At 53.3% G+C, this 23,356-nt stretch carries 18 protein-coding genes; 10 read left to right on the forward strand and 8 right to left on the reverse strand.

Annotated features, from left to right (window positions below; genetic code table 11):
* The first annotated feature begins 30 nt into the window (after positions 1-30).
* Entirely contained in the window at positions 31-2,229 is a 2,199-nt protein-coding gene (locus tag BLT38_RS11735; RefSeq protein ID WP_172838251.1) for a TIM-barrel domain-containing protein, read from the forward strand.
* A gap of 47 nt (positions 2,230-2,276) precedes the next feature.
* Here the strand turns inward: BLT38_RS11735 and BLT38_RS11740 are convergent, their stop codons facing one another.
* The 4 genes from BLT38_RS11740 to BLT38_RS11755 form a co-directional block, all read right to left on the reverse strand.
* The gene (locus BLT38_RS11740; protein ID WP_083345346.1) at positions 2,277-3,278 is read right to left on the reverse strand and encodes an HAD family hydrolase; all 1,002 of its coding nucleotides are present in this window, start codon (positions 3,276-3,278) and stop codon (positions 2,277-2,279) included.
* 21 nt (positions 3,279-3,299) lie between these two features.
* Complete coding sequence (locus BLT38_RS11745; RefSeq protein ID WP_083347061.1) at positions 3,300-4,598, reverse strand: formylglycine-generating enzyme family protein; 1,299 nt, start codon at positions 4,596-4,598, stop codon at positions 3,300-3,302.
* Positions 4,599-4,735: 137 nt separating this feature from the next.
* A complete protein-coding gene (locus BLT38_RS11750; RefSeq protein ID WP_231966442.1) occupies positions 4,736-7,267 on the reverse strand; it encodes a fused MFS/spermidine synthase in 2,532 nt (843 codons plus the stop codon).
* 99 nt (positions 7,268-7,366) lie between these two features.
* A complete protein-coding gene (locus BLT38_RS11755) occupies positions 7,367-8,950 on the reverse strand; it encodes an arylsulfatase (RefSeq protein ID WP_083345347.1) in 1,584 nt (527 codons plus the stop codon).
* A gap of 252 nt (positions 8,951-9,202) precedes the next feature.
* Between BLT38_RS11755 and BLT38_RS11760 the strand changes: the two genes are divergently transcribed.
* The 9 genes from BLT38_RS11760 (at position 9,203) to BLT38_RS11800 (ending at position 18,494) form a co-directional block, all read left to right on the forward strand.
* Positions 9,203-10,186 (forward strand): AAA family ATPase, encoded by a 984-nt coding sequence (locus BLT38_RS11760; protein ID WP_083345348.1) that lies wholly within the window; start codon positions 9,203-9,205, stop codon positions 10,184-10,186.
* A 9-nt stretch (positions 10,187-10,195) separates the two neighbouring features.
* Positions 10,196-11,125 (forward strand): DUF58 domain-containing protein, encoded by a 930-nt coding sequence (locus BLT38_RS11765; protein WP_083345349.1) that lies wholly within the window; start codon positions 10,196-10,198, stop codon positions 11,123-11,125.
* A complete protein-coding gene (locus BLT38_RS11770; protein ID WP_083345350.1) occupies positions 11,122-11,592 on the forward strand; it encodes a DUF4381 domain-containing protein in 471 nt (156 codons plus the stop codon). Before BLT38_RS11765 ends, BLT38_RS11770 begins: the two co-directional genes overlap by 4 nt.
* Entirely contained in the window at positions 11,579-12,628 is a 1,050-nt protein-coding gene (locus tag BLT38_RS11775) for a vWA domain-containing protein (RefSeq protein WP_083345351.1), read from the forward strand. Before BLT38_RS11770 ends, BLT38_RS11775 begins: the two co-directional genes overlap by 14 nt.
* Positions 12,625-14,256: a VWA domain-containing protein gene (locus BLT38_RS11780; protein ID WP_083345352.1), complete on the forward strand. Its 1,632-nt coding sequence runs from the start codon at positions 12,625-12,627 to the stop codon at positions 14,254-14,256. Before BLT38_RS11775 ends, BLT38_RS11780 begins: the two co-directional genes overlap by 4 nt.
* The gene (locus BLT38_RS11785; RefSeq protein WP_083345353.1) at positions 14,253-15,587 is read left to right on the forward strand and encodes a BatD family protein; all 1,335 of its coding nucleotides are present in this window, start codon (positions 14,253-14,255) and stop codon (positions 15,585-15,587) included. The genes BLT38_RS11780 and BLT38_RS11785 overlap by 4 nt, the downstream gene beginning before the upstream one ends.
* A gap of 153 nt (positions 15,588-15,740) precedes the next feature.
* On the forward strand, positions 15,741-17,012 hold the full coding sequence (locus BLT38_RS21045) for a DUF3300 domain-containing protein (protein WP_172838252.1): 1,272 nt from the start codon (positions 15,741-15,743) through the stop codon (positions 17,010-17,012).
* Between the two features lie 50 nt (positions 17,013-17,062).
* The gene (locus tag BLT38_RS11795; protein ID WP_172838253.1) at positions 17,063-17,956 is read left to right on the forward strand and encodes a DUF2950 domain-containing protein; all 894 of its coding nucleotides are present in this window, start codon (positions 17,063-17,065) and stop codon (positions 17,954-17,956) included.
* Between the two features lie 28 nt (positions 17,957-17,984).
* The gene (locus tag BLT38_RS11800) at positions 17,985-18,494 is read left to right on the forward strand and encodes a DUF4136 domain-containing protein (RefSeq protein ID WP_172838254.1); all 510 of its coding nucleotides are present in this window, start codon (positions 17,985-17,987) and stop codon (positions 18,492-18,494) included.
* Positions 18,495-18,624: 130 nt separating this feature from the next.
* Here the strand turns inward: BLT38_RS11800 and BLT38_RS11805 are convergent, their stop codons facing one another.
* The 4 genes from BLT38_RS11805 to BLT38_RS11820 form a co-directional block, all read right to left on the reverse strand.
* Positions 18,625-20,043, reverse strand: coding sequence for an ATP-binding protein (locus BLT38_RS11805; protein ID WP_172838255.1), 1,419 nt, complete (start codon positions 20,041-20,043; stop codon positions 18,625-18,627).
* A gap of 483 nt (positions 20,044-20,526) precedes the next feature.
* Positions 20,527-20,919: a response regulator gene (locus BLT38_RS11810; protein WP_156785110.1), complete on the reverse strand. Its 393-nt coding sequence runs from the start codon at positions 20,917-20,919 to the stop codon at positions 20,527-20,529.
* Positions 20,920-21,078: 159 nt separating this feature from the next.
* Positions 21,079-22,062 carry a DUF4436 family protein gene (locus BLT38_RS11815; RefSeq protein WP_172838256.1) on the reverse strand — a complete coding sequence of 328 codons (984 nt, stop codon included), beginning with the start codon at positions 22,060-22,062 and terminating at the stop codon, positions 21,079-21,081.
* Between the two features lie 65 nt (positions 22,063-22,127).
* On the reverse strand, positions 22,128-23,351 hold the full coding sequence (locus BLT38_RS11820; protein WP_083345360.1) for a BamA/TamA family outer membrane protein: 1,224 nt from the start codon (positions 23,349-23,351) through the stop codon (positions 22,128-22,130).
* Positions 23,352-23,356: the final 5 nt, after the last annotated feature.

Here is a 23,356-nt window from a genome sequence, read left to right on the forward strand (position 1 = left end):
GTTTCATGGCCGCCTGTTGGAGGATTGATCTTGCTTCCTTTTCGTCCCTCGACGGCGATTATGGCTGTCGCCGTTCTACTTCCTTTCAGCGCCATCGCTCAGAGCAATATCCAGCTCTCTTCCTCCGGAATTGCCTTTCATGCGGAGCGTGCGGGTACGCGATTTTCGATTGACAGCAATGGCAGCAGAACGGTGACCGCTTCACCTACTGCGGGTATTTTGATCAACGGCAGTCCGTTGACATTGACGGATACCTGTACAGCCTCTCCATGCACTCTGCATGGCAAAACGGCTGTAGGAGAAGAGGCGACTGTCTCCGTTCGTATTGAGCCACACCACGTCGCGCTAACCGTGCATCCGGCTCATGAGGGAGCAGAGGTACGATTCGTCACCGCTGGCGCATCGCCTGCCTATGGATTGGCTGATCACGCAGTGGAGCAAAAGCAATTCTCAACGCTTGAGAACAAACAATTCAACACGGACGTGACGGGCTTTAAGGACGATATCTTCCTGTCTGGACAAGGCCTTACCCGGCTCGTGAGCAACTTCATCATCTATCCAAAGCAAGGATTTGCGGAACTCCTGATCGACCCGTATCGCAAGATTGTCCACACCAGCAGCAATGAGATTGTGCAGGGCGTGGAACACGCGCATGGCGACGTGCGCATGCACTATTTCTTCGGTGATCCGCATGCAATTTACGCTGCATATCTGGCTGCTCGGAACGCTGCTGGATATCGGGTCATGACGCCGAAGTATGCGGCATTCGGTGTGGGCTGGGAAGCGTTTGGCGCACTTGGTTGGGACACCAACCAGAAGACGGATACAGAGAGCATTGACCATTATCTGAAGGATGGCTTCCCTCTTCGTTGGATTGTGGTGGGTTCCGGCTTCTGGCCGGCACAACCCGAATCCATGCATGAGACCACGTCCTTCGGTTATTGGGATAAAGATAAGTATCCCGATCCGCGTGGGATGTTCCAGCATTTCAAAGACGAGGGCCTTGTATCCATGCTTGGCCTTCGCATCACCTTCATCACAACAGGTCCTTACTCCGATGAAGGCGCGAAGCATGGCTATTTCCTGAAAGATGCAAGCGGCAAGGCTGAATCCTTTACGGGTGGTTGGCCCAAGATGCCGTATTACCTTCTGGACTCACACAATCCTGCTGCACTGAATTGGTACATGGGATTGGTCAAGAAATGGCAGGACTACGGCGTGAGCGGGTGGAAGGAGGACTTCTATGGCTATGGGAAGTATCCTCTGCGCGATGACAAAGTGGATCCCACCAACGACCGACTGATGGCGCAGAATCAACTCATCATTGAACGCAATGGTTATCTTTCCTCGAATGGGGATCTGCACCGCATCAACGACTTCAACTACAACCAGGACCAGGATCGCGGTCCGGTAAATGCACTCGCGCTCGCCTATGCAGGATTTCCGCTGGTGTATCCGGATATCGTTGGTGGGACCTTCGGCGAGAGCCACTTCAACACGCAGCGCACACCACAGATGGAAACCTACATGATGCGCAATGCTATGTGGGCCTCTCTGCATAGCAGCATGGGCATGGGCGAACCGCCGTGGAGCTTCCGTCCTGAGGTTGCGAATGTGATGCGCAAAGCAGCGCAGCTACATGACCGCATCTCGCCTTACCTGTTTCAGTATGGGCGCCGCTTTGCGACGGATGGCTATCCGTGGACGATGACACCACTGCCCATTGCCTACCCAACTGACAGCGCCGTCTACGGACATGAGAATGCGACAGATCATCGCTATGAGTGGTTGATCGGCGAAGCATTGCTAGCGGCACCGTTGTACGGAAACGACTACGCGACAGCGACGACACGGGACATCTATCTTCCTGCGGGCGAATGGATGGACTTTGAGACGGGAACCATCTATCAGGGCAACCAGGTACTGCGCTCCTTTTCGCTGCCGGTGGAGAAGATTCCTCTCTTTGTTGGAGGCACTGGCATCACACTGGAGAAGCAAGACAACGACGTCTTCGCGTGCATCTACCCGATTGCTCTCAAAGGTTCGATTACGCTGTCATTACCCGATGATCCGCGTCCGATCCGCATGACGGTCGCCGCCTCCTTGAAGGGAGCGCGCAAGGTTGTGGTGAAGGATCATGCGGGGAAAGAGATTGCAGCTAGCAAGGCGGGATTTGCTTACCGTTTCCGCCCGGTAGCTGGTGAGTCCTATACCGTCACCTCTCATTGAAAATGAGACTGGGTAAGTAGATAGTGAATCTACTTACCCAGTTCACACTATTGTCCGGAGAATATCGACTTCCAATCTGATCTCATATCGATGACCGTCCAATGCTTTTCACCGGCCTCATCCAATGCTTTATCGAGAGTTCCCACCTTCGACTCTCGGTCATAGGCGTATTCCCGCACCGCATCGGTATGGTGAACTAACGCGCCAAACCGCAGGCCACTGCCAGCAGTGGTGTATTCCAACATTTGTTCGTCCCCATCAGAATTTCCGAAAGCAGCAATGGGGCGCCTGCCGATAAATCGACCGATGTTGACTGGCTTTCCAGGACCGTCGTTCATTGAGTCAAGCTGCGGTAAGCGCATAAGAGCGGCGCCGCCTCCGTTGTTCACGAACGCCGTCTTCATCTGCGTTCCAATGACACGTTCGCGGGGAATTCCGTAGGTCTTGTCTGTCCACGGGCGCATAAATTCCTGCTCACCACCAGAGACGATGTAGTTTGTAAAGCCATTCGCCTGCAGATAACGCAGTAGCTCCACCATGGGTTGATAGATGCATTCTGTAAACGGACGTTGGAAGCGAGGATGTTTCGCCGTCGCCATCCAACTCGTCACAATCCCATCAAACTGCTCGTCGCTCATACCAGTGTGAGTAACGGCAAGCAGTTCGGCGGTTCCCTTTTCTCCGCTGACAGCGAGCGCCTTTGCGTCATGATTCAACACGGCGGCAAACGGCTGCTTCTTTTTCCAATCCGGATGGTCTGCGGCCATCTGCTGAACGCGAGCCTCGGTGAAGATCACCTCGGTATAGATCGGTTGCTCAACCCAAAGCGTTCCATCATTGTCGAAGGTGGCAATTCTATCCTCCACCGGGACGAAGTTAGGCCCCTTGGCTGTTACCTGTCCCACGAAATCGACGATGGCCTTTTTTGCTGGCCCGTCGTTCCATGACGGCAGAGGATCAACACTTGCAGTCTTTACGTCTGGCGAATTCTGACATCCTGATAGAACCAAGCTGCACGCCAGAACGAGAGTCGAAACTCGTATCAACATGATGCTCTCACCACACCTGACTTAAGATTTGGGGGACGTTTGTTTTTCGGAGTCTTTCGCGGCCACCATGGACGAGTTCGGTCTCACGTCCTTCACGCAGCGAAATCCAAGATGATTTGTTCCGGTATCCGCATCGCCTTTGCCACGAGTGCCCAGCATGTAGCGCGAACAGTATTGGTCTGTGCATAGGTACGATCCGCCGCGATGGACCTTCTTCTCGTGTCCGGGTTCAGAGGGATCCCATGATGATTCAGGCCCTTGCGGATTGCGGGTTACCTCACCCTGCGCGCTTAGCTGCTTGTAGTAGTCGGGGCGATACCAATCCGACGTCCACTGCCAGACATTGCCCGCCATGTCGTACAACCCATAGTTGTTCGGGGCGAAGTGTTTCACTGGAGAGGTTCCAACATAACCGTCTTCACCAGTATTCGTATCGGGAAAGTGTCCTTCGTGGGTGTTCGCCATCCAGTGCTGATGAGGACGAAACTCATCACCCCACACATAGGGTTTCCCTGTAAGTCCACCGCGTGCTGCAAACTCCCACTCTGCTTCTGTTGGCAAACGCTTTCCTGCCCACTTTGCGTAGGCCTGCGCATCCTCGTAGGCAATCTGGACCACGGGATAGTCGCCTTTGCCATCAATGCTTGAGGCTGGTCCCTGTGGATGCTTCCAATCTGCACCCGGCACATAACGCCACCACTGGAAATAGTTATCAAGTGCAACTGGGTGATCAGGTGGTGTAAATACAACAGAACCCGCAACGAGATTTTCCGGCGGTGCGCCAGGATAATCCTCTGCGCGCGGCTTTCGTTCGGCGACTGTAACGTAACCCGTTGCCTTAACGAATCTGGAGAATTCCGCGTTGGTCACATCCGTCTTATCCATGTAGAAGCCATCAACGTAAACCCTATGAATGGGACGGGAATCATACGTTGCCCTCATGCCGACGTCGTTGGTTCCAGGCGGTGCCTGTGCTCCCATCGAGAACTCGCCACCGGGAATCCACGACATGCCTTCCGGGATTACACTAGATGGCTTTGCTGTATTCAACACCGTCGGCTGAAAGGATGATTCGCTCTGACTCATCGGGCCATCGTGCTTCATCGCATCGGGCTCTTGGTTGTCGGCCTTCGCGTTTTCGATGGGGCTAGCATCGTGCTTGTCATCGGAAACAGCAGGTAAGGCTATAGCTGCGTGAACTGGCTTTCGAATCACAATCGCAACTGCGACAGCAGCAATCAACAACACTCCGACAAGAATGTACGGTACCGGCGTCCTGCTGAATTGTTTTTTAGACGCCGACTTTTTTGAAGTCTTCATGGGGTACCCCATTCCGTAGACCTTGCAGAGGGAGTGCAAAGTCACTCGTGCTTCAGGTATCGCAAATCGGGAGGGAACGACCTACTGTCACAACTGACAGGTCGATATGTCGTACGAGCGTAAAGAGATGTTCCTGCTTATTCCCTTCCGATGATCCACTGATAGTAGGCGTTTTCAGGGTCAGTCGTCACGACGCTTCGAATCGCCTGCTCCCATCGATTACGATCCCCAGCATAGGCAGCGAGCCCCGCGGCGTAAAAGTCGAAGAGCGCCGCCTGCTTTCGATGAATCTCGGCGGTTAGTTCACCATCCACACCGCTTGCAGGAACTTCTGTTTTCAGGTCAAGCAAATCAGGTAACACGCGCGTGATCTCGTCCTGACGCACCCAGGGCCCGTATTCGATGCGTGGGTGATCATCCGTCACCGGGCGTGCATCGCTTGCAAAATGTTCCAGGCCAGCTCGATCTGTAATCCATGTGGCAAGTACGGCAGCAGGAGAATCGATGCCGACGCCCTTCATGCTGGCTACAACGCTTTCTGGTGCGAAACGTTCCTGCAATGTGCGGACGTCTATGCGAATTGGCTGCGGCGAACCTACGAGCAACATCTCATGCAGTTCTGTCGTCCAGAGTGTTGCATAAGGGAATGCATTCAGAAAGCTGCGCACCAGTTCACGCGTCTGTTGCTCGTTCTGTGTGGCGATGGGAAGCCACTGTGCAAGGATTCCATTCTGATTGAGCCGGGTCTTTGCTAACTCATAAAACTCAAATGAGTAGAGATTAGCCACTCCCTGTGCAGAGGGTGGCGGCGGCTCTAGCGTGATCACGTCGTAAGACTGATCGCTACGGATCAATTCCTGACGGCCGTCGCGCACGCGGATACTCAGTCTGTTATCGTCCGACGCGTTGTAGTTCTCTGGGAACATCTTTCCAGCACGCACTATGGATGGTAAAAGCTCGGCACACACGCGCGTCGTCAGGCCGGGGTAGCGCAGTGTTTCTCCTGCCGTAATGCCCGTGCCAAATCCTACGACCATGATCGACTTCGGTTCGCCACTGTGGATTAACAGTGGAATCATGGTCTGCAAACGCATGTAGCGCATAGATGGCATAGCATCGCCGGAGTTCGATACGCCCTGCACAAACAGACGTCGGAATACATTGTCTTTTGAGCGCTGTTGGGCAACTGCAACCGTAGCGCCGCGTCCCTCTTCATAGAAGATCAGGGCACCGCCGCCTCTCGTAACGAGGAGCAAATTCGCGAGGCGGTCGGCGGGCGTCATGGCGGCTGCGAACATTGTCGATAGAGCGGTAACGACGACAAACAACTTCATCCAACGATGCGTTGCAAAAACTGTTGCGGCAACACCAATTGCTCCAGCACCGATCGTAAGGAGAGCAAGGGTTCTCACAATGCCCAGTGTCGGAATCATCACGAAGCCCGTGATCATGGTTCCTACGATTCCCGCCGCGGTGTTTGCGCTCAACGCATTGCCCACGGACCGGCCCTCACCGAACCTTCCGGCGACTAGTCGTAATGCGACGGGAAACGCTGCTCCCAACAATAGAGTGGGAAGAAACACCAGTCCGATGCCTGCAGTGGCGAAGCTTGTGTACATGCGTAAGGCATCGCTTCCCGTGCCTTTCAGGACAACCTCACCAATCCACATCTGTGTAGATACTGTCCACCGGCCCATCATGGAAAACTCCAACATGGAGATCAGGCCTGCGCCACTTATGAGCAGACCGAACATTCCCCATGAATCCATCCCACGCTTCACCAAACGAGAGCCGAACCATGCACCAAGTGCAAGGCCTGAAAGATACACCGCGAGCACAATGGAAAAGGCAAATGCACGCGTACTGACGAATTGTCCAATGGCCTGTGACCAGACAACTTCATACCCGAGTGCGACCGCGCCTGCGAGTGCGTACAAGGCGAGCGGAAGGTGCGATGCGATGCCAGAGGGAACATGGCGTTTTTCCGCCACAGATGTTTTCTCGTCCTCATGCTCAATTTGCGTTCGTTGTTGCCACATCACTGCACACGCAATGAGATTGAGAAGCGCCGCGACGAGTGCAGTTCCCCGAATGCCGATCCAAGGAATAAGAACGAAACTTGCGATCAGAACGCCGACGATACCGCCTGCGGTGTTGGCGGTATAGAGGAAACCACCATCCACAGCGACACGATGAGACTGCGGTTTCAATGCACGTACAGCGACAGGGAGTGTTCCTCCCATGAGCAATGCCGGAATACTCACAACGATAAAGGGAAAAACAAGTGCCAGTAGTCCCACATGGTCCTGCAGCTTCGCATACATCACGGACATTGACGGCAATAGAAGAGTGACGGCTACTGCAGTTACAGCTATGCCAGTTTCGAGGATTGCATAAAGGCGAGCAGGAGAAACAACACGATCGACAATGCGTCCAAAGAGCGCGCTTCCACCTGCGATGCCTGCGAAGAACGCCGAAATCGCAAGTGTGATCGCATAGACTTCGACGCCAACCACCAAAGAAAGTTCCCGTGCCCACAGAATTTGAAAGATGAGTGCAGAGACGCCAGAGAACGTGAGTGCGACGATGAGCCTGGCGCGCCTCGAATGGAGTGCTGAAATCGAGTTCGTTGTTTCTTCTTGTTTAGCAATCATCGTTGCAGCCGGCATGTACTCTCCCTGTGAAAAAATTGGCCGGACAAACCGACGATTGCGATTTATCCGGCCATGAAGAGGACCACGTACTATGTAGCGTTTATTACTTGCAGACTATTTCTTCTGCGCTGCAGCCTGCCTGGCGGCCTTCACAATGATTTCGGGATCAATTGTGAAGCTGGCTGGAGGCTGGCTTGGCGGATACTCTTTGAAAGTTTCCACAAACTCGCCCGCAGCCATTTGTCCCTGAATTGCGAGATAAGCATTGTGGACTTGCCAATCGTTGTATTGGTCCGAAGACATATCCGCGCGTTCGTAAGGATCCATACGTAGGTTGTAAATTTTAGGAATGCGAAGACAGACAAGCGGGTTTGACCACACCTCATATCCGCCTGGCCTTCTCTGTTCACAGAACACGTACTTCCAGTTGTTCACGCGCACGCCTACTAGGACGCCATCGTCATCGAAATAGAAGAAGTTTTTGCGAGGCGAGTGCTCTTCTTTTCCTTCGAGGTACGGGAGGATGTTGTAACCATCCAGATGGACCTTGTGGGCCATACCGCCCGGGCCAGTTCCTTTTAGCAACTGCTGCGTGATATTGGGATTTCCTGCGGCCGCGACCAGGGTTGGGAACCAATCGAGGCCAGAGACAATCTCGTTTGACCACTGATCTGCCTTGATGTGTCCAGGCCAGCGAATAACGGCCGGAACACGGAATGCCCCTTCATAGTTGGAATCTTTCTCATTGCGGAAGGGTGTCATGGCAGCGTCGGGCCATGTAAACATATTCGGACCGTTATCGGTGGTAAACAGAACAATGGTGTTGTCTTTGATGCCAAGATCATCCACCTTCTTCAACAACTTGCCGACGTTCTGATCCATCTCCCACATACCATCGGCATATTCGTAGCCTTTCCCAAGGCCCGCTTTGCCGATATATTCCGGGCGCACATGCGTGAAGATGTGCATGCGTGTGAAGTTCATCCATGTGAAGAACGGCTTGCCCGCCTTCACTTGCTTATCCATGAAGTCCATCGCAGAGCCCGTTGTTTCATCATCGATGGTTTCCATGCGCTTAATGTTCAGCGGACCGGTGTCTTCGACTTTTCCGTCTGCGTAGCTGTGTAGAACACCGCGCGGGTTATATACCTTCAAGAAGGTCGGATCATCCGTTGGCCAATAAGGCATCTCCGGTTCCTGTTCGGCGTTCAAGTGATAGAGATTGCCGAAGAATTCGTCGAAACCGTGGTTGGTGGGAAGATACTCATCGCGATCGCCGAGGTGGTTCTTTCCGAACTGTCCTGTAGCGTAGCCAAGAGGTTTCAAGGCTTCTGCAATGGTGATGTCGCGTTTCTGGATACCTACAGGTGCGCCCGGGACACCCACCTTTGAAAGACCCGTGCGGACCGGGGATTGCCCTGTGATGAAAGAAGAACGGCCGGCGGTGCAGCTATTCTCGGCGTAGTAATCAGTGAACGTCATGCCCTGCTCACCAATACTGTCTATGTTTGGCGTCTTGTAACCCATCACACCATGCGTATAGCGACTAACGTTCGCCTGCCCTACGTCATCGCCAAAGATGACAAGGATGTTCGGCTTACTGGCTTCCGCACTGGCATCCCTAGCCCAGCCCCCGACCAGCGCCACCATCCCGAGCATGCCGCACGTCCACCGCAGCATTTTCGTCTTTGAAAGCATCGCACGTCTCCTTTTCACGAGTTCCACTCTGCACACGCGAATCGCTGGGCAGCGACCGGGAGCGCACTGTGCGGCAATCATAGGAGTGAGCACAACGCCAATCACACTGTCAGTTCGGACAGTGGGCACCACATGCTCTTACACGCACAATGAGGAACCATGAAGCGCTTCTAACAGAAAGCTTCAAGAGAGGCTTCTCTCTCATGGAAAGTAACTGCACTGGCCGAGGAATACTCGGGATTGGAGAGTATTTTGTCTCCTCATGACACCATTATTGGTCTCAGCAAGGATATCGGCCGGACCGTACTTGGCCAGGAAGCCATGATCGAACGGCTCTTGATTGGGCTGCTGGCGAACGGCAACCTTTTAGTGGAAGGCCTTCCCGGCCTCGCAAAGACACGCGCTATCAAGAAGCTCTCCACATTTCTTGATGCTGGTCTATCTCGTATCCAGTTCACACCTGATCTATTGCCTTCAGATATCACGGGGTCAGAGATCTATTACACAGCAGAAGGCAAAGGTGAATTTCGTTTTCAATCCGGCCCTGTCTTCAACAACCTTGTACTCGCAGACGAAATCAATCGAGCTCCCGCAAAGGTTCAGGCTGCGCTTCTGGAAGCGATGGAAGAGCGCCAGGTGACTGTTGCGGGAACAACGCATCCATTACCTCTCCTATTTCTCGTCATGGCGACGCAGAATCCCATCGAACAGGAGGGCACTTATCCGCTACCGGAAGCGCAACTCGATCGCTTTCTGATGCATGTGTATGTGGATTATCCGGCAGAAGCATCGGAACGGGACATAATGCGTCTGGTACGTGATGAAGAACAGATGGACAGCAGTGCCGTACATACAACTGCTGCTGAGCAGCAGAAAGTGGCTCAACAAACTATCTTCGACGCGCGGCGCGAAATTCACGCGATCCATATGGCAGACGCCGTGGAGAACTACATTGTGAGCCTTGTGCAAGCCACGCGAACGCCCGAACGTTATGACAAAGATCTGCGCAAATGGATACAGATAGGTGCCAGTCCTCGAGGAACGATCGGATTGGACAAATGTTCTCGTGCCTATGCGTGGCTTAAGGGACACGATTACGTTCGCCCCGATGACGTGCAAGCCATTGCACATGATGTTCTGCGTCATCGCATTCTTCTGAGCTATGACGCGCAAGCAGAAGGCATCACTGCCAATGTGGTCATCGACAAAGTAGTGCAACTAGTAGCGGTTGCTTAAGAGACGTGTATGGGCGCATATGCGGAACTCGACTCCCTCATCGCGTTAGAGTTTCGCGCGCGCGGCTTCTCATTGCGTCACAACCAGCCCGTTCGCAGTCTTCTTTTCGGCCGTCGCACATCGCATATTCGCGGGCGTGGCCTGGATTTTGAAGAGCTTCGTAACTACGTACCTGGCGACGATGTTCGCTCGATCGACTGGCACGTCACCGCACGTACACAGAAACCCTATGTTCGGGTGTATTCCGAAGAGCGGGATCGTCCCACACTGGTTCTGGTGGATCAACGCATCAATATGTTCTTTGGCAGTAGCCGAAGCATGAAGTCTGTTGTGGCCGCAGAAGTGGCTGCGCTGCTTGCATGGCGTGTCTTCTCACAGGGCGATCGGATCGGTGCGTATGTTTTCAACGACTCAGTAAGCGAGCAGATTCCCATGCGACGCAGTCGGGCCACAGTGCTCCGCATACTGGATCGCGTTGTCGACCTCAACCAGAAACTGCACAGTACCCAGACCCAACCAGCTGCGCCCCAGAAGCTGAATGAGATGTTGGAGAAGACGGCGCGGCTACGACCTCGTGATGCATTAATTCTCATTGCCAGCGACTTCGATGGTGCGGACGCAAAGACGCGCGAGCTCCTGCTTCACCTCTCTCAATCGAACGATGTGGTCTGCTGCCTCGTCTACGATCCGCTGTCGCTCGCTCCAACAATTCATAGCCGCTTCGTTGTTTCGAATGCAACGCTGCAAATCGAACTCCACCTGGAGAAGCAGAACGTCCGAGATGACCTGCATAGGGCACTGGAAGGCCGTTTAAATGAAGTCTTGTCCTGGCAGCATGAGTTGAATATTCCGGTTCTCCCACTATCCACGAGCGAAGATGTGTCACAACAAATCTGTCATCTGTTGGGAAATGTTGAGATACACCGGAGGCGCCTATGAGCGCACCGCTGGAACAACTGCATGACTTTTATCAACCACCGCCGCCGTCGTGGCACCCGCAAACAGCGGGTTCTTACGTAAGTCTTTCCATCATGGTGGTTCTTCTGGTCGCCCTGATTGCATTCTTCTGGCATCGCTGGACAAGAAATCGTTATCGCCGCGAAGCGCTGCGCGAACTTCCACATACAGATGTCCACCACATCTCGGAACTGCTGAAACGTACCGCGCTCTCCGCATGGCCTCGCACAGACGTTGCATCGTTGACCGGACCGGCATGGCTGGCCTTTCTGAATTCGTCTGCGAAGCAAACACTTTTCGATACTGCAGACGCAAAACAGCTTGAAACGATGGCATTCTCCGACGCTGAACCTTCTTGTGAGAATGAATCCGCCTTGAGGAGTGCCGCTTCCGTGTGGATCAAACACCACGCTGCGATGCGAAAGGAGGAAAAGCATGTACAGGCTTGAGCATCCGTGGCTGCTTGCGATCCTTCCTCTTCCTCTTGTTTTGTATTGGTTACTTCCGCCTTACCGTGAAGAGCAGGACTCGTTACGGATCACCTTCTTTGATTTCGTGACTTCTTCTCTCGGGTTGACACCGCAACATCAAGCGGTGATCTTACGGACCAACTGGCTGGAAAAGATTGTTAGCGTGCTTAGTTGGAGCTTGATCGTTGTAGCCCTTGCTCGACCACAGTACATTGAGCCGCCGATTCAAAAGATCGAACCTGGCCGCGATCTGATGCTCGCGCTTGATATCTCACAGTCGATGGAGACACGCGACTTCCGTACCGCGGACGGAAAGCGTATGCGCCGAGTGGACGCCGTGAAACAAGTGGTAGCTGACTTCATTCGCCGCAGAAAGCATGACCAGATTGGGTTAATCGTCTTCGGGCAGACGGCGTACCCAGTCGCTCCTTTCACTCTGGATCATGAAGCTTGCCAACAGATGCTGGCACAGATTGATGCAGGAATGGCGGGACCGCAAACCATGATTGGTGATGCGATTGGCCTTGCCATCAAACAGTTCAACGCAAGTGATGCGAAGCAACGCGTTTTAATTCTGCTGACCGACGGAAACGATACGGGGAGCCGCATGCCGCCGCGGCGTGCGGCCGAGATTGCTAAAGAGAATCATATTGTGATCCATGCTGTTGGCCTCGGCGATCCACATGCAACCGGCGAAGACAAGATGGATTATGCCGCGTTGGAACAGATAGCGAACTCGACCGGCGGCAAGGTATTTCATGGTGAAAACCGGACGGAGTTAGAGAGTGCTTATCGCGAACTGGATAAGATCACTCCGCAAAATTTCAAGACGCTAAGCTATCAACCGCGCCGTGAACTGGCCATGATTCCGATCGGTGCAGCTCTCCTACTCACTGTGGGATACAACCTGCTGATGCTTCTCATCGGGATGGGAATGAGTCTGTGGAATCGGCAGGCGAAGAAAGCAACGGACACGCAGACACCTGAGATCGCTATGTTGAAGGTGCGACTATGAGTCTGCGTGAATGGTGGCAGTTGCTTCATTTCTTAAGGCCGCATTGGCTGTGGATGATACTGGCCATCCCTGTCTTCTATGCTTCGCTCTTCGTTCGAGAGAACGCGCGTCGACCGTGGCAGGGGTTGATTGAGCCGGCGCTCCTGGATCATCTGATGGTTCCACGCAAGCATCGCTGGCGCTTTCGTCCGGTGCATCTGCTCTCACTGCTGATTGCTCTTGGATCGATTGCTGCCGCAGGCCCGACATGGCGACGCGAACAACCTCCTTTCGCAGAGGACAAGGCACCACTCGTAATTGCACTTGACCTATCAACGACGATGAATGCTGTTGATCTGAGCCCTACACGGCTGGAACGCGTAAAGCTGAAGCTACGCGATCTAATTCATCGGCGCGATGGAGGTCGTACTGCATTGTTCGTTTATGCGGAAAACGCATACATGGTACTTCCCTTCACCACGGATGAATCCTTGTTTGACGTTTATCTGGACACGCTCAGGACAAATCTGATGCCTCATGAAGGCAAGGATTCAGTCAAGGCGTTGCAAACGATGGAGGGCTTTCTGAAAGACGAAACCGTACCTGGCACAATTCTCTTTGTTACAGATGGGATCGAACCAAGCGCATTGCCGTCCTTTCAACGGTTCACAGCTAAACAAGACCAATCCGATGAAATCCTGGTTCTTGGCGTGGGTACATCCGAAGGTGGGCCTGTTCAGGATGGCCCTTCACATTTTCTGGAAGATCGCAGTGGGCGACGTGTGTTCTCGAAGCTGGATGTCGCTGCTCTGCGTGCGCTAAGTCACGATGGCATCGATGCAAGTACCCTGACACCTGACGACGATGACATCAAGTGGATTCAACATCACACGCAGCATCACATGGAGTTGCTGGAAAACAGAGACACGCGAACACGATGGATCGACGAAGGATATCTGGTTGCCATACCCCTTGCTGTTCTTAGTGCTTTCTGGTTTCGCAAGGGGTGGACGATCCGGTGGACCGCAGCACTGCTTGCGTTTGGTCTACTGCTGCCACCTTCTGGTTTTGCTATGGAAGGAGCCGATAGATCGTCACATTTTTCGTGGATGGATATCTGGATGACGCCCAACCAACAGGGGCGCTATTACTTCCAGAAGAAGGAATACAAGAAAGCCGCGGAGCGATTCGAAGACCCCATGTGGCGTGGCCTTGCACTCGCGCGTATGGGAGATTACGACGCAGCACTGAATGCGTTTGCGCTCAGTGATAGTGCAGAGGCCTGGTTCAACCAGGGAGACGCGCTAGCGCACAGTGGCAAATACCCAGCATCTGTTGAAGCGTTTCGCCAGGCATTGTTGCGACGTCCAGATTGGAAGGAAGCGGAAGATAATCTGATCTTTATACAGTCGCTGATTCCAAAACCCAAAGAGCAAAAGAAAGAAAAGAAGGAACAGACGGAGGAGTCTCCCAATTTACCTCCGGATCAGGTCCGCTTTGACGATAAGGGAAAAGAAGGAAAGAAGGCGCGGACCAACATCAAGCCGGTCACTACAGCAGACATATGGATGCGCAATATTCAGACGTCGCCCGCTAATTTCCTGCGTAGACGGTTTGCCATGCAGGACGCAAGGGAGCGCCGCCCATGAAACGGCTCCTCTATATCCTCTTCATGCTTTCGACATTGCATGGAGCAGCGCAATCGCCTGTGGTGCGTGCTCACTTCGAGCCTTCGCAAAATATTATGGTCGGACAGCCGGTGAAGTTAATCGTTTCTGTTTTCGTTCCGAATTACTTCACCGGATCCCCGGATTTTCCCGAATTTGAAATGGAGAATGCGGTAGTGGTCATGCCGCAGGATCGGCCAGAGAATTCAAACACACAGATCGGCGATGCAAAGTATTTTGGAATCACCCAAACGTATGTGGTCTATCCGCAACAGGCGGGCGATTTCCATCTTCCCATCATCAAGCTATCTGTGCCCTACGCGAAAACGCCGCCTCAGACCACGAAGGCACAGGTTACGGTTCCTACGCTCAGTTTTCATGCAGATGTCCCTTCTGCTGCTCGTGGCCTCGCTTACTTTCTACCTACTACGCAATTGACCATCACGGAGAAGTGGTCTCCTTCTCTGAAGAAGGTTCAGGCTGGCGACACGATTGAGCGCACCGTTACGATCACCGCGAGCAAGATGCAGGCCATGTTGATTCCTCCGCTGCAGCTTGGTGCACCAGATGGTCTTCGCATTTACAGCAGCGAACCTATCGTGCACGATCAGAAAACGCCGCGTGGTGATTTTATCTATGGTCAACGCGTTGAAACAGCCAAATACTACGTTGAGAAAGCAGGCGCATACACGCTGCCCTCGATCGAGTTGCAATGGTGGAATCTCAATACACATCGTCTTGCAACTGCATCGTTACCGTCGATATCCTTCCAGGCGGCGGCTAATCCCGCGCTGACCGCAGAGCTTCCACCGCCGCAGCCAAATGAGCAGACCACACAAACGCCAAAGAAGAAGACCAGCATCCATTGGCGCCGCATTGCGTTGGTCAGTTTGCAAGCAATCCTCTGCTTGGCCGTTATTTACTTCTTTTACCAAATGGTTCGCGCCATGCGACCTCGCGCTGACGCCGCTTGGAAGAAACGGCAACAATCCGAGGCAGCTTTCTTTCGCCGGTTAGTCCACGCGGCAAAGAAAGGCGACGCGCTATTGAGCTACACGTATCTCTTACAGTGGTTCGCTCGCGTGTATCCTGGCCAGTCTGTCAGCGACATTGTGAACCTACGTGCTCAACCAAATCTACAGGCGCAGATTTCAGACCTTACTGATTTTCTGTACGCACAGATAGGTTCGCGCCAATGGACTGGTCGGACATTTGTGAAAGAACTTGAACATTTTCGGATGACGAACGTTCTCAGAAAGACGCGAGCGCGGAGACATGATGGCTCTCTCGTTGAGCTGAATCCCTACAGTTGAACAGCCGTTAGTCGGCTCACTGATATGAAAACCTCGGCATGCGGAAAGCCGCTCGACCTGTACGTTATGACAGTGTTTGCGCATGGCGGTACGGCTTTATCGTCACTCTCTACAGGGCGCGGAGGTTTCGTTACGTCCGCGTGGAGGATAAGTATGCGACACGCCGGCTTTGTGGTTCCGCCGCTGATCGTTTCACTTTGCGCGCTTCAGACCATGGCTGCGGTAGCACCAACTCTTTCTTATGCTCAGACGGCCGCCGCACCGGCGCAAACTCAAACGACAACGATGCCGACACAGGATCAGTTGAACAAGCTGATGTCGCCCATAGCGTTGTATCCCGATCAGTTGCTTTCGCAAATCTGCAACGCCGCCAGTGACCCCCAGCAGATCGTCAACGTGGACAACTGGATTCATCAGCAAAAAGGTTTGACAGGTGAAGCACTGAGCAACGCAGCGCAACAGCAGAATTTTGATCCCGCGTTTATCGCTCTTGTTAACTTTCCACAGGTACTTGATCAAATGGCGCAGCATGTTAATGACTACGCGCAGATCGGGTATGCCTACCAAGCCAATCAGAAGATGGTTCAGGACACCATTCAGTCTCTTCGCAAACAGGCACAAAAGGCCGGCAACTTAAAGACGAACGCGCAACAGAAGGTCGAGGTTCAAACCACATCTGGACAACAGACAATCGTCATTGAACCTGCTAATCCGCAGGTAGTGTATGTCCCGCAATACAATCCCACGGTTGTCTACGCGGCGCCTCCTCCGGGTCCCAGCACAGGAGCGGTCGTTGCCACTGCGGTCATTAGTTTTGGCGCTGGAATCGCTCTTGGCGCATGGATGAACAACAGCTATCCGTGGGGATGGGGAGGTTGGGGTTGGTCTTGGGGACATCCACCACCGCCACCACCTTTCCGTCCACCTCCGCCACATTGGGGGCCTCCCGGCCCCGGACCTGGACCACGTCCTTACGGCCCTGGTGGCGGTGGATACGGTCCTCGTCTCAACGGAGGTGGCGGCTATCGACCACCGCCGCCGAATGGTGGTGGCGGACATAATGGCGGTGGACCTCCTCCCAATGGTGGAGGTGGACACAATGGTGGCGGGCCTCCGCCCAACGGTGGTGGCGGTCATAATGGTGGACCACCGAATGGAAATGGTGGTCGTGCAACTCCTCCTAATGGCGGAGGACAGAACCGATACGGGGCGTTACAAAGTCCACAACGTACTGGTTCTGCGCCTCAGGCCATGTCTCACTCGGGCTATCAACAACCTCGCAACGATATGGGCGGGGCATTCCATCCTGGAAATGGCGGTACTACACGTCAGGCACAGTCTCGCGGAGCGCGAAGCTTCGGTGGATTCCACGGTGGCGGCGGACGTGGTGGCGGTGGCGGACGACGCGGTGGGGGTCGCAGATGAACATGCATTGCAAAACTTTCTTAGTCTCGCGGATCGCCAAGGTTGCCATCATGACAACTTTGGCTTCTCCACTCTCCATGCTGGCGCAAGATCACGAAAAAACCTTCCCATCGCCACAAGCCGCTACCGATGCGATCGTCCTTGCTTTAAGAACCAACAACACGAAATCACTCACGGAACTGCTTGGTCCAGAGGGACGCAGTCTACTGAACTCGGGTGATGCGGGATCAGACAAGGCCGATATACAGGCCTTTCTGGATGCTTATGACAACCATCACGGAATCATGGAAGGACCGGGTGGCATCCGGATTCTCGTCGTTGGTCCCACGCAATGGCCAGCTCCCATTCCTCTTCGCAAAAGCGCTTCAGGATGGTATTTCGACTCGGCAGCCGGCAAGCAGAACTTGCTGTTTCGTCGTGTGGGACGCAATGAATTCGACGCCATGAAGGCCTCTCAACAACTCGTGAAGCTGCAGCGTACCTATGCCCTGACGGCGCATGATGGAGTACCAGCCGGAACCTATGCTGCACACTTTTGGAGCCGGCCAGGCTTCCATGACGGTCTCTACTGGAACGCCAAGGGGGATGACACCGAAAGCCCTGCAGGGCCGCTACTCGCTGCTGCGTCCGATCAGGGTTACGGCATCGTTCGACCGACCGGATCGAAGCCAACACCCTATGGTGGCTACTACTACAAAATCCTCACTACGCAAGGACCACATGCTACGGGTGGCGCGCGTAATTACTTCACGAACGGCGCGTTAACCAAGGGATTCGCAATCCTAGCTTATCCGGCAGGATACAAGTCCAGCGGCGTGATGACGTTCATGACGGATTCTCACGGTCGCGTTTATGAAAAGGATCTTGGGCCAGATACCTCTAAGATTGCTCCTTCACTTACAAGCTTTGACCCGGATCCTTCGTGGAACCTGGTGCAACCATAACCGAACCTTCACTTCAAGGATGATTTCCATGAAGACCATGCTCGCGCGTACCCTGTTGCTGTTTGCACTCTCCTCCACGGTTGCTGCTTCTGCGCAGAAAACCAGCGTGGATTACGATCATTCCACCAACTTCAGTTCCTATCACACCTACAGCTGGGGACAAGTCAAGACCGTCGACTCCATCTGGGCTGACCGCATAAAGAATTCCGTCGATCAACAACTCCAGGCAAAAGGCTGGACAAAGGTTGCTGACGGTGGTGACGTTGCCGTTGCCGCGCTCGGACAGGCGCGCAATCAACAGGAGGAACAGACGTTCTACTCTGGTGGCGGATGGGGCTGGGGTCCGGGCGTTGCCACAACGTCCACCTACAACACACGGCAGGGGACGCTAGTTATAGCGATGTTTGATACCAAGACAAAGAAACTTATCTGGCGCGGTGTAAGTGATGGTGATCTATCAGGAAAGCCCGAGAAAAACATCGATAAGTTGAATAAGTCAATCGCCAAGTTCTTCAAAGTATTTCCACCTTCAAAGTAACCGCGATCTGCGGCTTATCGTCTCCCTCTAATAGCCAACGGACAAGCAGCGCTCTTCATGCTCTGCTTGTCCGTTTTCGCGTTGAATCTCAGACAGGTAACCTTAAGCGGCTTCCAATCGCCTTAAGAAGCTACACCATTGCGCCGAGTTCCATCTTCGAATGAAGCCCCTCGGGAATGGAAGCCCATATCTCTGTGCCGCGGCCTTTCATGGAATGAATTCGAAATTCTCCATTCAGCAGCTTGACTCTCTCCGTCATGCTGATCAAGCCAAGTCCAGCCTTAGCCACTCCAGTATCAAATCCACTCCCCGTATCCTGAATGGACATGTAATAGGTTGCACCCAGCTTGGTGACGATGACGCATACTTTGTCTGCGTTGGCGTGATGGAGAGCATTGTTCAGTGCCTCTTGAGCTACGCGATAGAGACAGAGAGCAATGTCTTCCGCTACTGGATCGGCAAACTCATCGATATGTAGATCCACATGAAATGAGGGACGCCCGAAGTCTCTGCACATTGCCTTCATCGCTGGTACCAAACCAAGGTGCTGCAACTTGTAGGAATGAAGATTGTGCGACATCTCGTGCAGATCCGTGCAGAGAGTGTCTAGTTCATCGTGAATGTGTTTTAACTGCCCTGAGCAAGTATCCGACAGTGCTTGCAGAGGGTCGTCCGACAGCGAAGCAATCTGACTGGTTACAAGGGAAAGCCGCTGCCCGATGTCATCATGTAGTTCGCGCGACAGACGTTTCCGTTCATCTTCTTGGGAACGCAGCAACTGTGCTGTAAGTACGCGAATCTCGCCCTTACGTTGCTCGAGCTCTCTTTCCCCACCCTCTACTGCCGAAATTGTCTTCAACGCAACAAGCTGACGGCTACCAAGTCCTTCCATCGTCGTAACAACAACATTTGCTAGCAGCGTTGATCCGTCTTTGCGCATTAACATTTGGTCGTGCGGAGAACCAACTTGGATATCGCTCTTCTTCTTACGAACTACTCCCGCGCGATGCCCTGCAAATAGGTCGTCGTACTGCATCGCCCATAACTCTTGCAACGAATATCCAAGTACATTTTCAAAATGTGAATTTGCAGAAATAAACCGCCCAGAGGCATTCAGCATGGCGAGAGGAAATGGAACCGAGGACAGAAGCAGTTCTGCTGCATAAGTTGAGGAATGAGCCATCTCAGCCAACCGACGAGCCTGCTCCCCGTGAACCATGAGGTCAAGCAAAAGCTTGGCCTGAGCAGCGAAATCTGCAGACCAAACAATCTCTTCATGGTGGGAAGCAAGGATAAGAACGGTCTGACCGAATCCATCCTGGCTGTGAGGGAAGACCATCATTGAGTTGATTGCAGAGGCCGGAACACATTCGCCGGAGTCAATAGCCGGAATGGCATGTTTACGTTGCCAGAATGCTGGCATTCCCGAGCCAGCCTTCTCCAGAAGGCTATGCAGATCGTTGGAACTTCCATTTAAGAAACGTAACAAGACAGACTTCGACGAGGACGGATATACCGGCGCTAGGCGGCCGCCATCCAGAAGATACATCCATGCCACGTATTCACAGTTGTGGAGGCGGGCGAAAGCATCAATGCCCTTTCGGACGGGGTCATATGCATCCTGACTGTAAGCCTGTGAGTGATTGGTTAACTTATGTAACCCATGGCTTGTTTGCTTCGGTGACCATGGAACAAATGACCTATGGCTGGAATATACCTTTGCAGACTTGTCCATAAATCCTCGATTCGTGTACACGCCAAATAGGCGTGTAACCCCGGAGGGCTTCACTGGGAGGACATCAGACCATCAGAGTTTCAATGCTTGACAAGAATATGGAGCTGCCGAATCGCATATTGGGAATCGGACACTTCTAATCGTTCCGCGTTTCCATACATATGCTTTCGCGAATAGCCTACATGAAAGTGCTTCCAGTTGCGTATGAAATTAGAGTACGAACGCCTGTCAAATCTAACAGGTGAGTGATATATCAGAATGTCACGGAAAACGGTGAGATATCAGGAGTTATTCGTTCTATATAGAACAATAAAATTCGCCGCTGGCAGCAGATTCTAGTGCTTGAACTAAGTCGCTGGCGAGTTTCTTCTTCAGAACATATCCATTTCCAATTTGCTTTGCGATGGCTATGTAATCGTCATCCTGAATTAGTGTCAGAAAGATAACTTTTGTTGGAGAGTCGGCTTTTCGCATTTGCCGAGCCACCGTCAAGCCATCCATCCGCGGCATGGAGATATCCAGGATGGCAAAATCGGGACGCAGCTGAAGAGCGTGTTCCAGAGCCTCAGCACCATCGCCTGCCGTTGCCACGATGTCGTAGGTGTCTGACAGCATGGCGCGTACGCGCGCGGTCACGCTCGCGTCATCGTCCGCACATAGCAACGTCGCTCGATGCAAAGATTCTTGCACGCTGTTCCTGCCTCCGCATTCCCATCCTGCTTTGATGAACGACCATGTGTAACTGTGCACAAAGACAGTACGCACACTGCGAATCGCGCAGATTGTACAAATGCGAGAAATTTTTGGATGCACTGAAGCATAACCGACTCTAGCGTCGTCGCGAAAGCGTTAGTTTCGATCTCGAATTTCCGGGGCGCTTTCGGTGTCTGGGCGGGTTTTCCCATCCGAGGTGCGTTGAGGGGTCTTGAAGATCCAGGCCCAGGCCAGAGCAATGGCCGAGAGCGAAACCAGAAGCGACGCCCATATGAATGACACGTAATCACCCAGAACTCCCACGCCTGGCACACCGGGCTGCGTGTTGCGAAGCGCCGGAAGCCCGAAAATGAGGGAGATGGACAGCGAAAGAGGCAGCAGATCAAACTGCGCCCCGGGACGCGTCGCTTTAATGGCCATGGCTGTAATGCTGACAGCCAACCCCATCATGGTGACCATAATCACAACAGACGAAAAGATGACACTGTTGGCCCGCCTCGCAGCGATGTGAGTCTGTGTGAGCTTTTTCACATCGTCATGCGTTACGGTTCCCTTGAACTTGAATTGTGGGATGGAGGCGTCCACCCTCTCTCGAACAGGCAAAGGGACGCTCTGCTCCAGATCGCCAGCGCCAACCACGAGGCCGCCCGGCTCGGTGGGATCCACGAGAGGCTCAGGCCCAACAAAGGGCACTCCCAGGGGTGCACGCGCTACCTTCTTACTAACCAGAACGTCCAGATCTGCACGGTATATGTCTAAGGGATATTTGTTGTTATCCCCGACAAGATTAACCGCAGCATCAACCGGCTCGATTCGCTCTCCCTTTGCAAAGTGGATTGTCTGTTGCCCTGCCACGGAATTTAACAACAACGTCAAATCCTCCGCTGGCCGGTTGCGGTCGATGGCCAACGTTCCTCTCGGGCTCAGACGGATGCGTTCATAAAGCAACGCCTTCACTGGATCGATACCTGTAATACGGATGTCTAACTGGACATAATCATCGGCCGACGCTGCCTCTGTGAGAGCCAGCGCCCTCCTACTCTCCTCCGTCTGGCTGAACCAGAGCGAAATGAAATACATGGTGGCGATTCCCAGCAGAATCAAAGCTCGAACAGTCATACTCAGCCAATAGCGGGGCGTTTTCTTTGCTCTCGGCGCAGCGGGTATTGGAGCGCTCTCCAGCATTAGAACGCCTCACCAAGGCTGACGTAGGCAGCGTGGCTGCTATCGCCCCATGCGTAATCGAAGCGAAGATTGATGTGATTCCGCTTAGCCAGGATGAATCGCAGTCCGAGGCCCCCACCGGGCTCTGCCTCCGAATTGCTGAACCCGCCCCAGTCATGTGCCACTGCTCCAGCCCCCGCGAATGCTGTGGCTCCGATTCTCCAGAACAGCTCTCTACGGAACTCCATCTGTCCGACCAGCATGCGATCGTCACGGAACTGACCCACCTGATATCCGCGAATATCCTTCGACATGCCAAGTTCGCACACATCATAGAAAGGCGCACCATCGGTCACCATGCAGGAAGAAGCATGAATCGCAAGAACGTTCTTTTTTCCCAAAGAAAGATACTTGTTATACGCCAGTGTCAAATTCTGATAGGTCCGTTTACCACCCAACTGCGGTGCATAGAAATCAGCGAGCGTATCGAAGAGCGATCCCTTCGTTGGATAAAACGAACTATCGCTGGAGTCTCGTTGCAACCTGATTCCCAACGCTGCCGTACGAAGATCGATCGTGGACGGCAGCGGAACCGGAAGCTTGCTGGGATCCAATTTGGTCGAATTCAAACCAGCTGTACTGCCGATGATGTGATAACGCGGCCCCAGATACCAATCTCGATAGACACGCATTTTGGGTTCTATCAGGAACGCCTTCGACGTTTGTGAAAGCGGTATGCTTTGACCACCACTGCTGGTACCAACCCCAAAGTAGTTGTAGTTAAACTTGCCCCCACCGCCGCCGACAGTGATTCGGTATTTATCGTCGCGCAGATGGATCTGGCCACCCAAGCCTGCTGACCAACTTCCGGTCGCAGTAATAAAACCTGCTGCTCCTAATGAAGATGGTTCTGACTCTGGACCTCCATCAAGACGGACGGCATAGAGACCCCCCAGGCCTCCCCCATTTCCGATGGAAGGGTTCACCATAGGGATCGGTGCAATCGCGAACTCGCCATGATGTTTCTTCTTTTTCTGATCCTTCTTCTTCGAATCGTAAGAACCCAACCCAAGACTCGCTCCTTTGCTCTTGCTTCCTTGATCGATGTCCACATTCGTTCCGAACAAAATCGGAGCTTTATCACTTTGGGATTGAGGAGAGGCCGCAGGAGTGGCGTTTTGAGCGCTCAGCGAAGACGGCAATAGGGCGACTACAAACATCAGGCAGCTACGAATTCCTGTCATAGAGG

The organism is Terriglobus roseus (assembly GCF_900102185.1).
Taxonomy (GTDB): domain Bacteria; phylum Acidobacteriota; class Terriglobia; order Terriglobales; family Acidobacteriaceae; genus Terriglobus; species Terriglobus roseus_A.

What these genes read in the sequence shown, in the direction of transcription:
- BLT38_RS11795 (WP_172838253.1), top strand. Translation starts at nt 17,063, where the DNA reads ATGACAACTTTGGCTTCTCCACTCTCCATGCTGGCGCAAGATCACGAA.
- BLT38_RS11745 (WP_083347061.1), bottom strand. Translation starts at nt 4,598, where the DNA reads ATGAAGACTTCAAAAAAGTCGGCGTCTAAAAAACAATTCAGCAGGACG.
- BLT38_RS11775 (WP_083345351.1), top strand. Translation starts at nt 11,579, where the DNA reads ATGTACAGGCTTGAGCATCCGTGGCTGCTTGCGATCCTTCCTCTTCCT.
- BLT38_RS11780 (WP_083345352.1), top strand. Translation starts at nt 12,625, where the DNA reads ATGAGTCTGCGTGAATGGTGGCAGTTGCTTCATTTCTTAAGGCCGCAT.
- BLT38_RS21045 (WP_172838252.1), top strand. Translation starts at nt 15,741, where the DNA reads ATGCGACACGCCGGCTTTGTGGTTCCGCCGCTGATCGTTTCACTTTGC.
- BLT38_RS11815 (WP_172838256.1), bottom strand. Translation starts at nt 22,062, where the DNA reads ATGACTGTTCGAGCTTTGATTCTGCTGGGAATCGCCACCATGTATTTC.
- BLT38_RS11765 (WP_083345349.1), top strand. Translation starts at nt 10,196, where the DNA reads ATGGGCGCATATGCGGAACTCGACTCCCTCATCGCGTTAGAGTTTCGC.
- BLT38_RS11755 (WP_083345347.1), bottom strand. Translation starts at nt 8,950, where the DNA reads ATGCTTTCAAAGACGAAAATGCTGCGGTGGACGTGCGGCATGCTCGGG.
- BLT38_RS11820 (WP_083345360.1), bottom strand. Translation starts at nt 23,351, where the DNA reads ATGACAGGAATTCGTAGCTGCCTGATGTTTGTAGTCGCCCTATTGCCG.
- BLT38_RS11740 (WP_083345346.1), bottom strand. Translation starts at nt 3,278, where the DNA reads ATGTTGATACGAGTTTCGACTCTCGTTCTGGCGTGCAGCTTGGTTCTA.
- BLT38_RS11750 (WP_231966442.1), bottom strand. Translation starts at nt 7,267, where the DNA reads ATGCCGGCTGCAACGATGATTGCTAAACAAGAAGAAACAACGAACTCG.
- BLT38_RS11770 (WP_083345350.1), top strand. Translation starts at nt 11,122, where the DNA reads ATGAGCGCACCGCTGGAACAACTGCATGACTTTTATCAACCACCGCCG.
- BLT38_RS11800 (WP_172838254.1), top strand. Translation starts at nt 17,985, where the DNA reads ATGAAGACCATGCTCGCGCGTACCCTGTTGCTGTTTGCACTCTCCTCC.
- BLT38_RS11805 (WP_172838255.1), bottom strand. Translation starts at nt 20,043, where the DNA reads ATGTATCTTCTGGATGGCGGCCGCCTAGCGCCGGTATATCCGTCCTCG.
- BLT38_RS11785 (WP_083345353.1), top strand. Translation starts at nt 14,253, where the DNA reads ATGAAACGGCTCCTCTATATCCTCTTCATGCTTTCGACATTGCATGGA.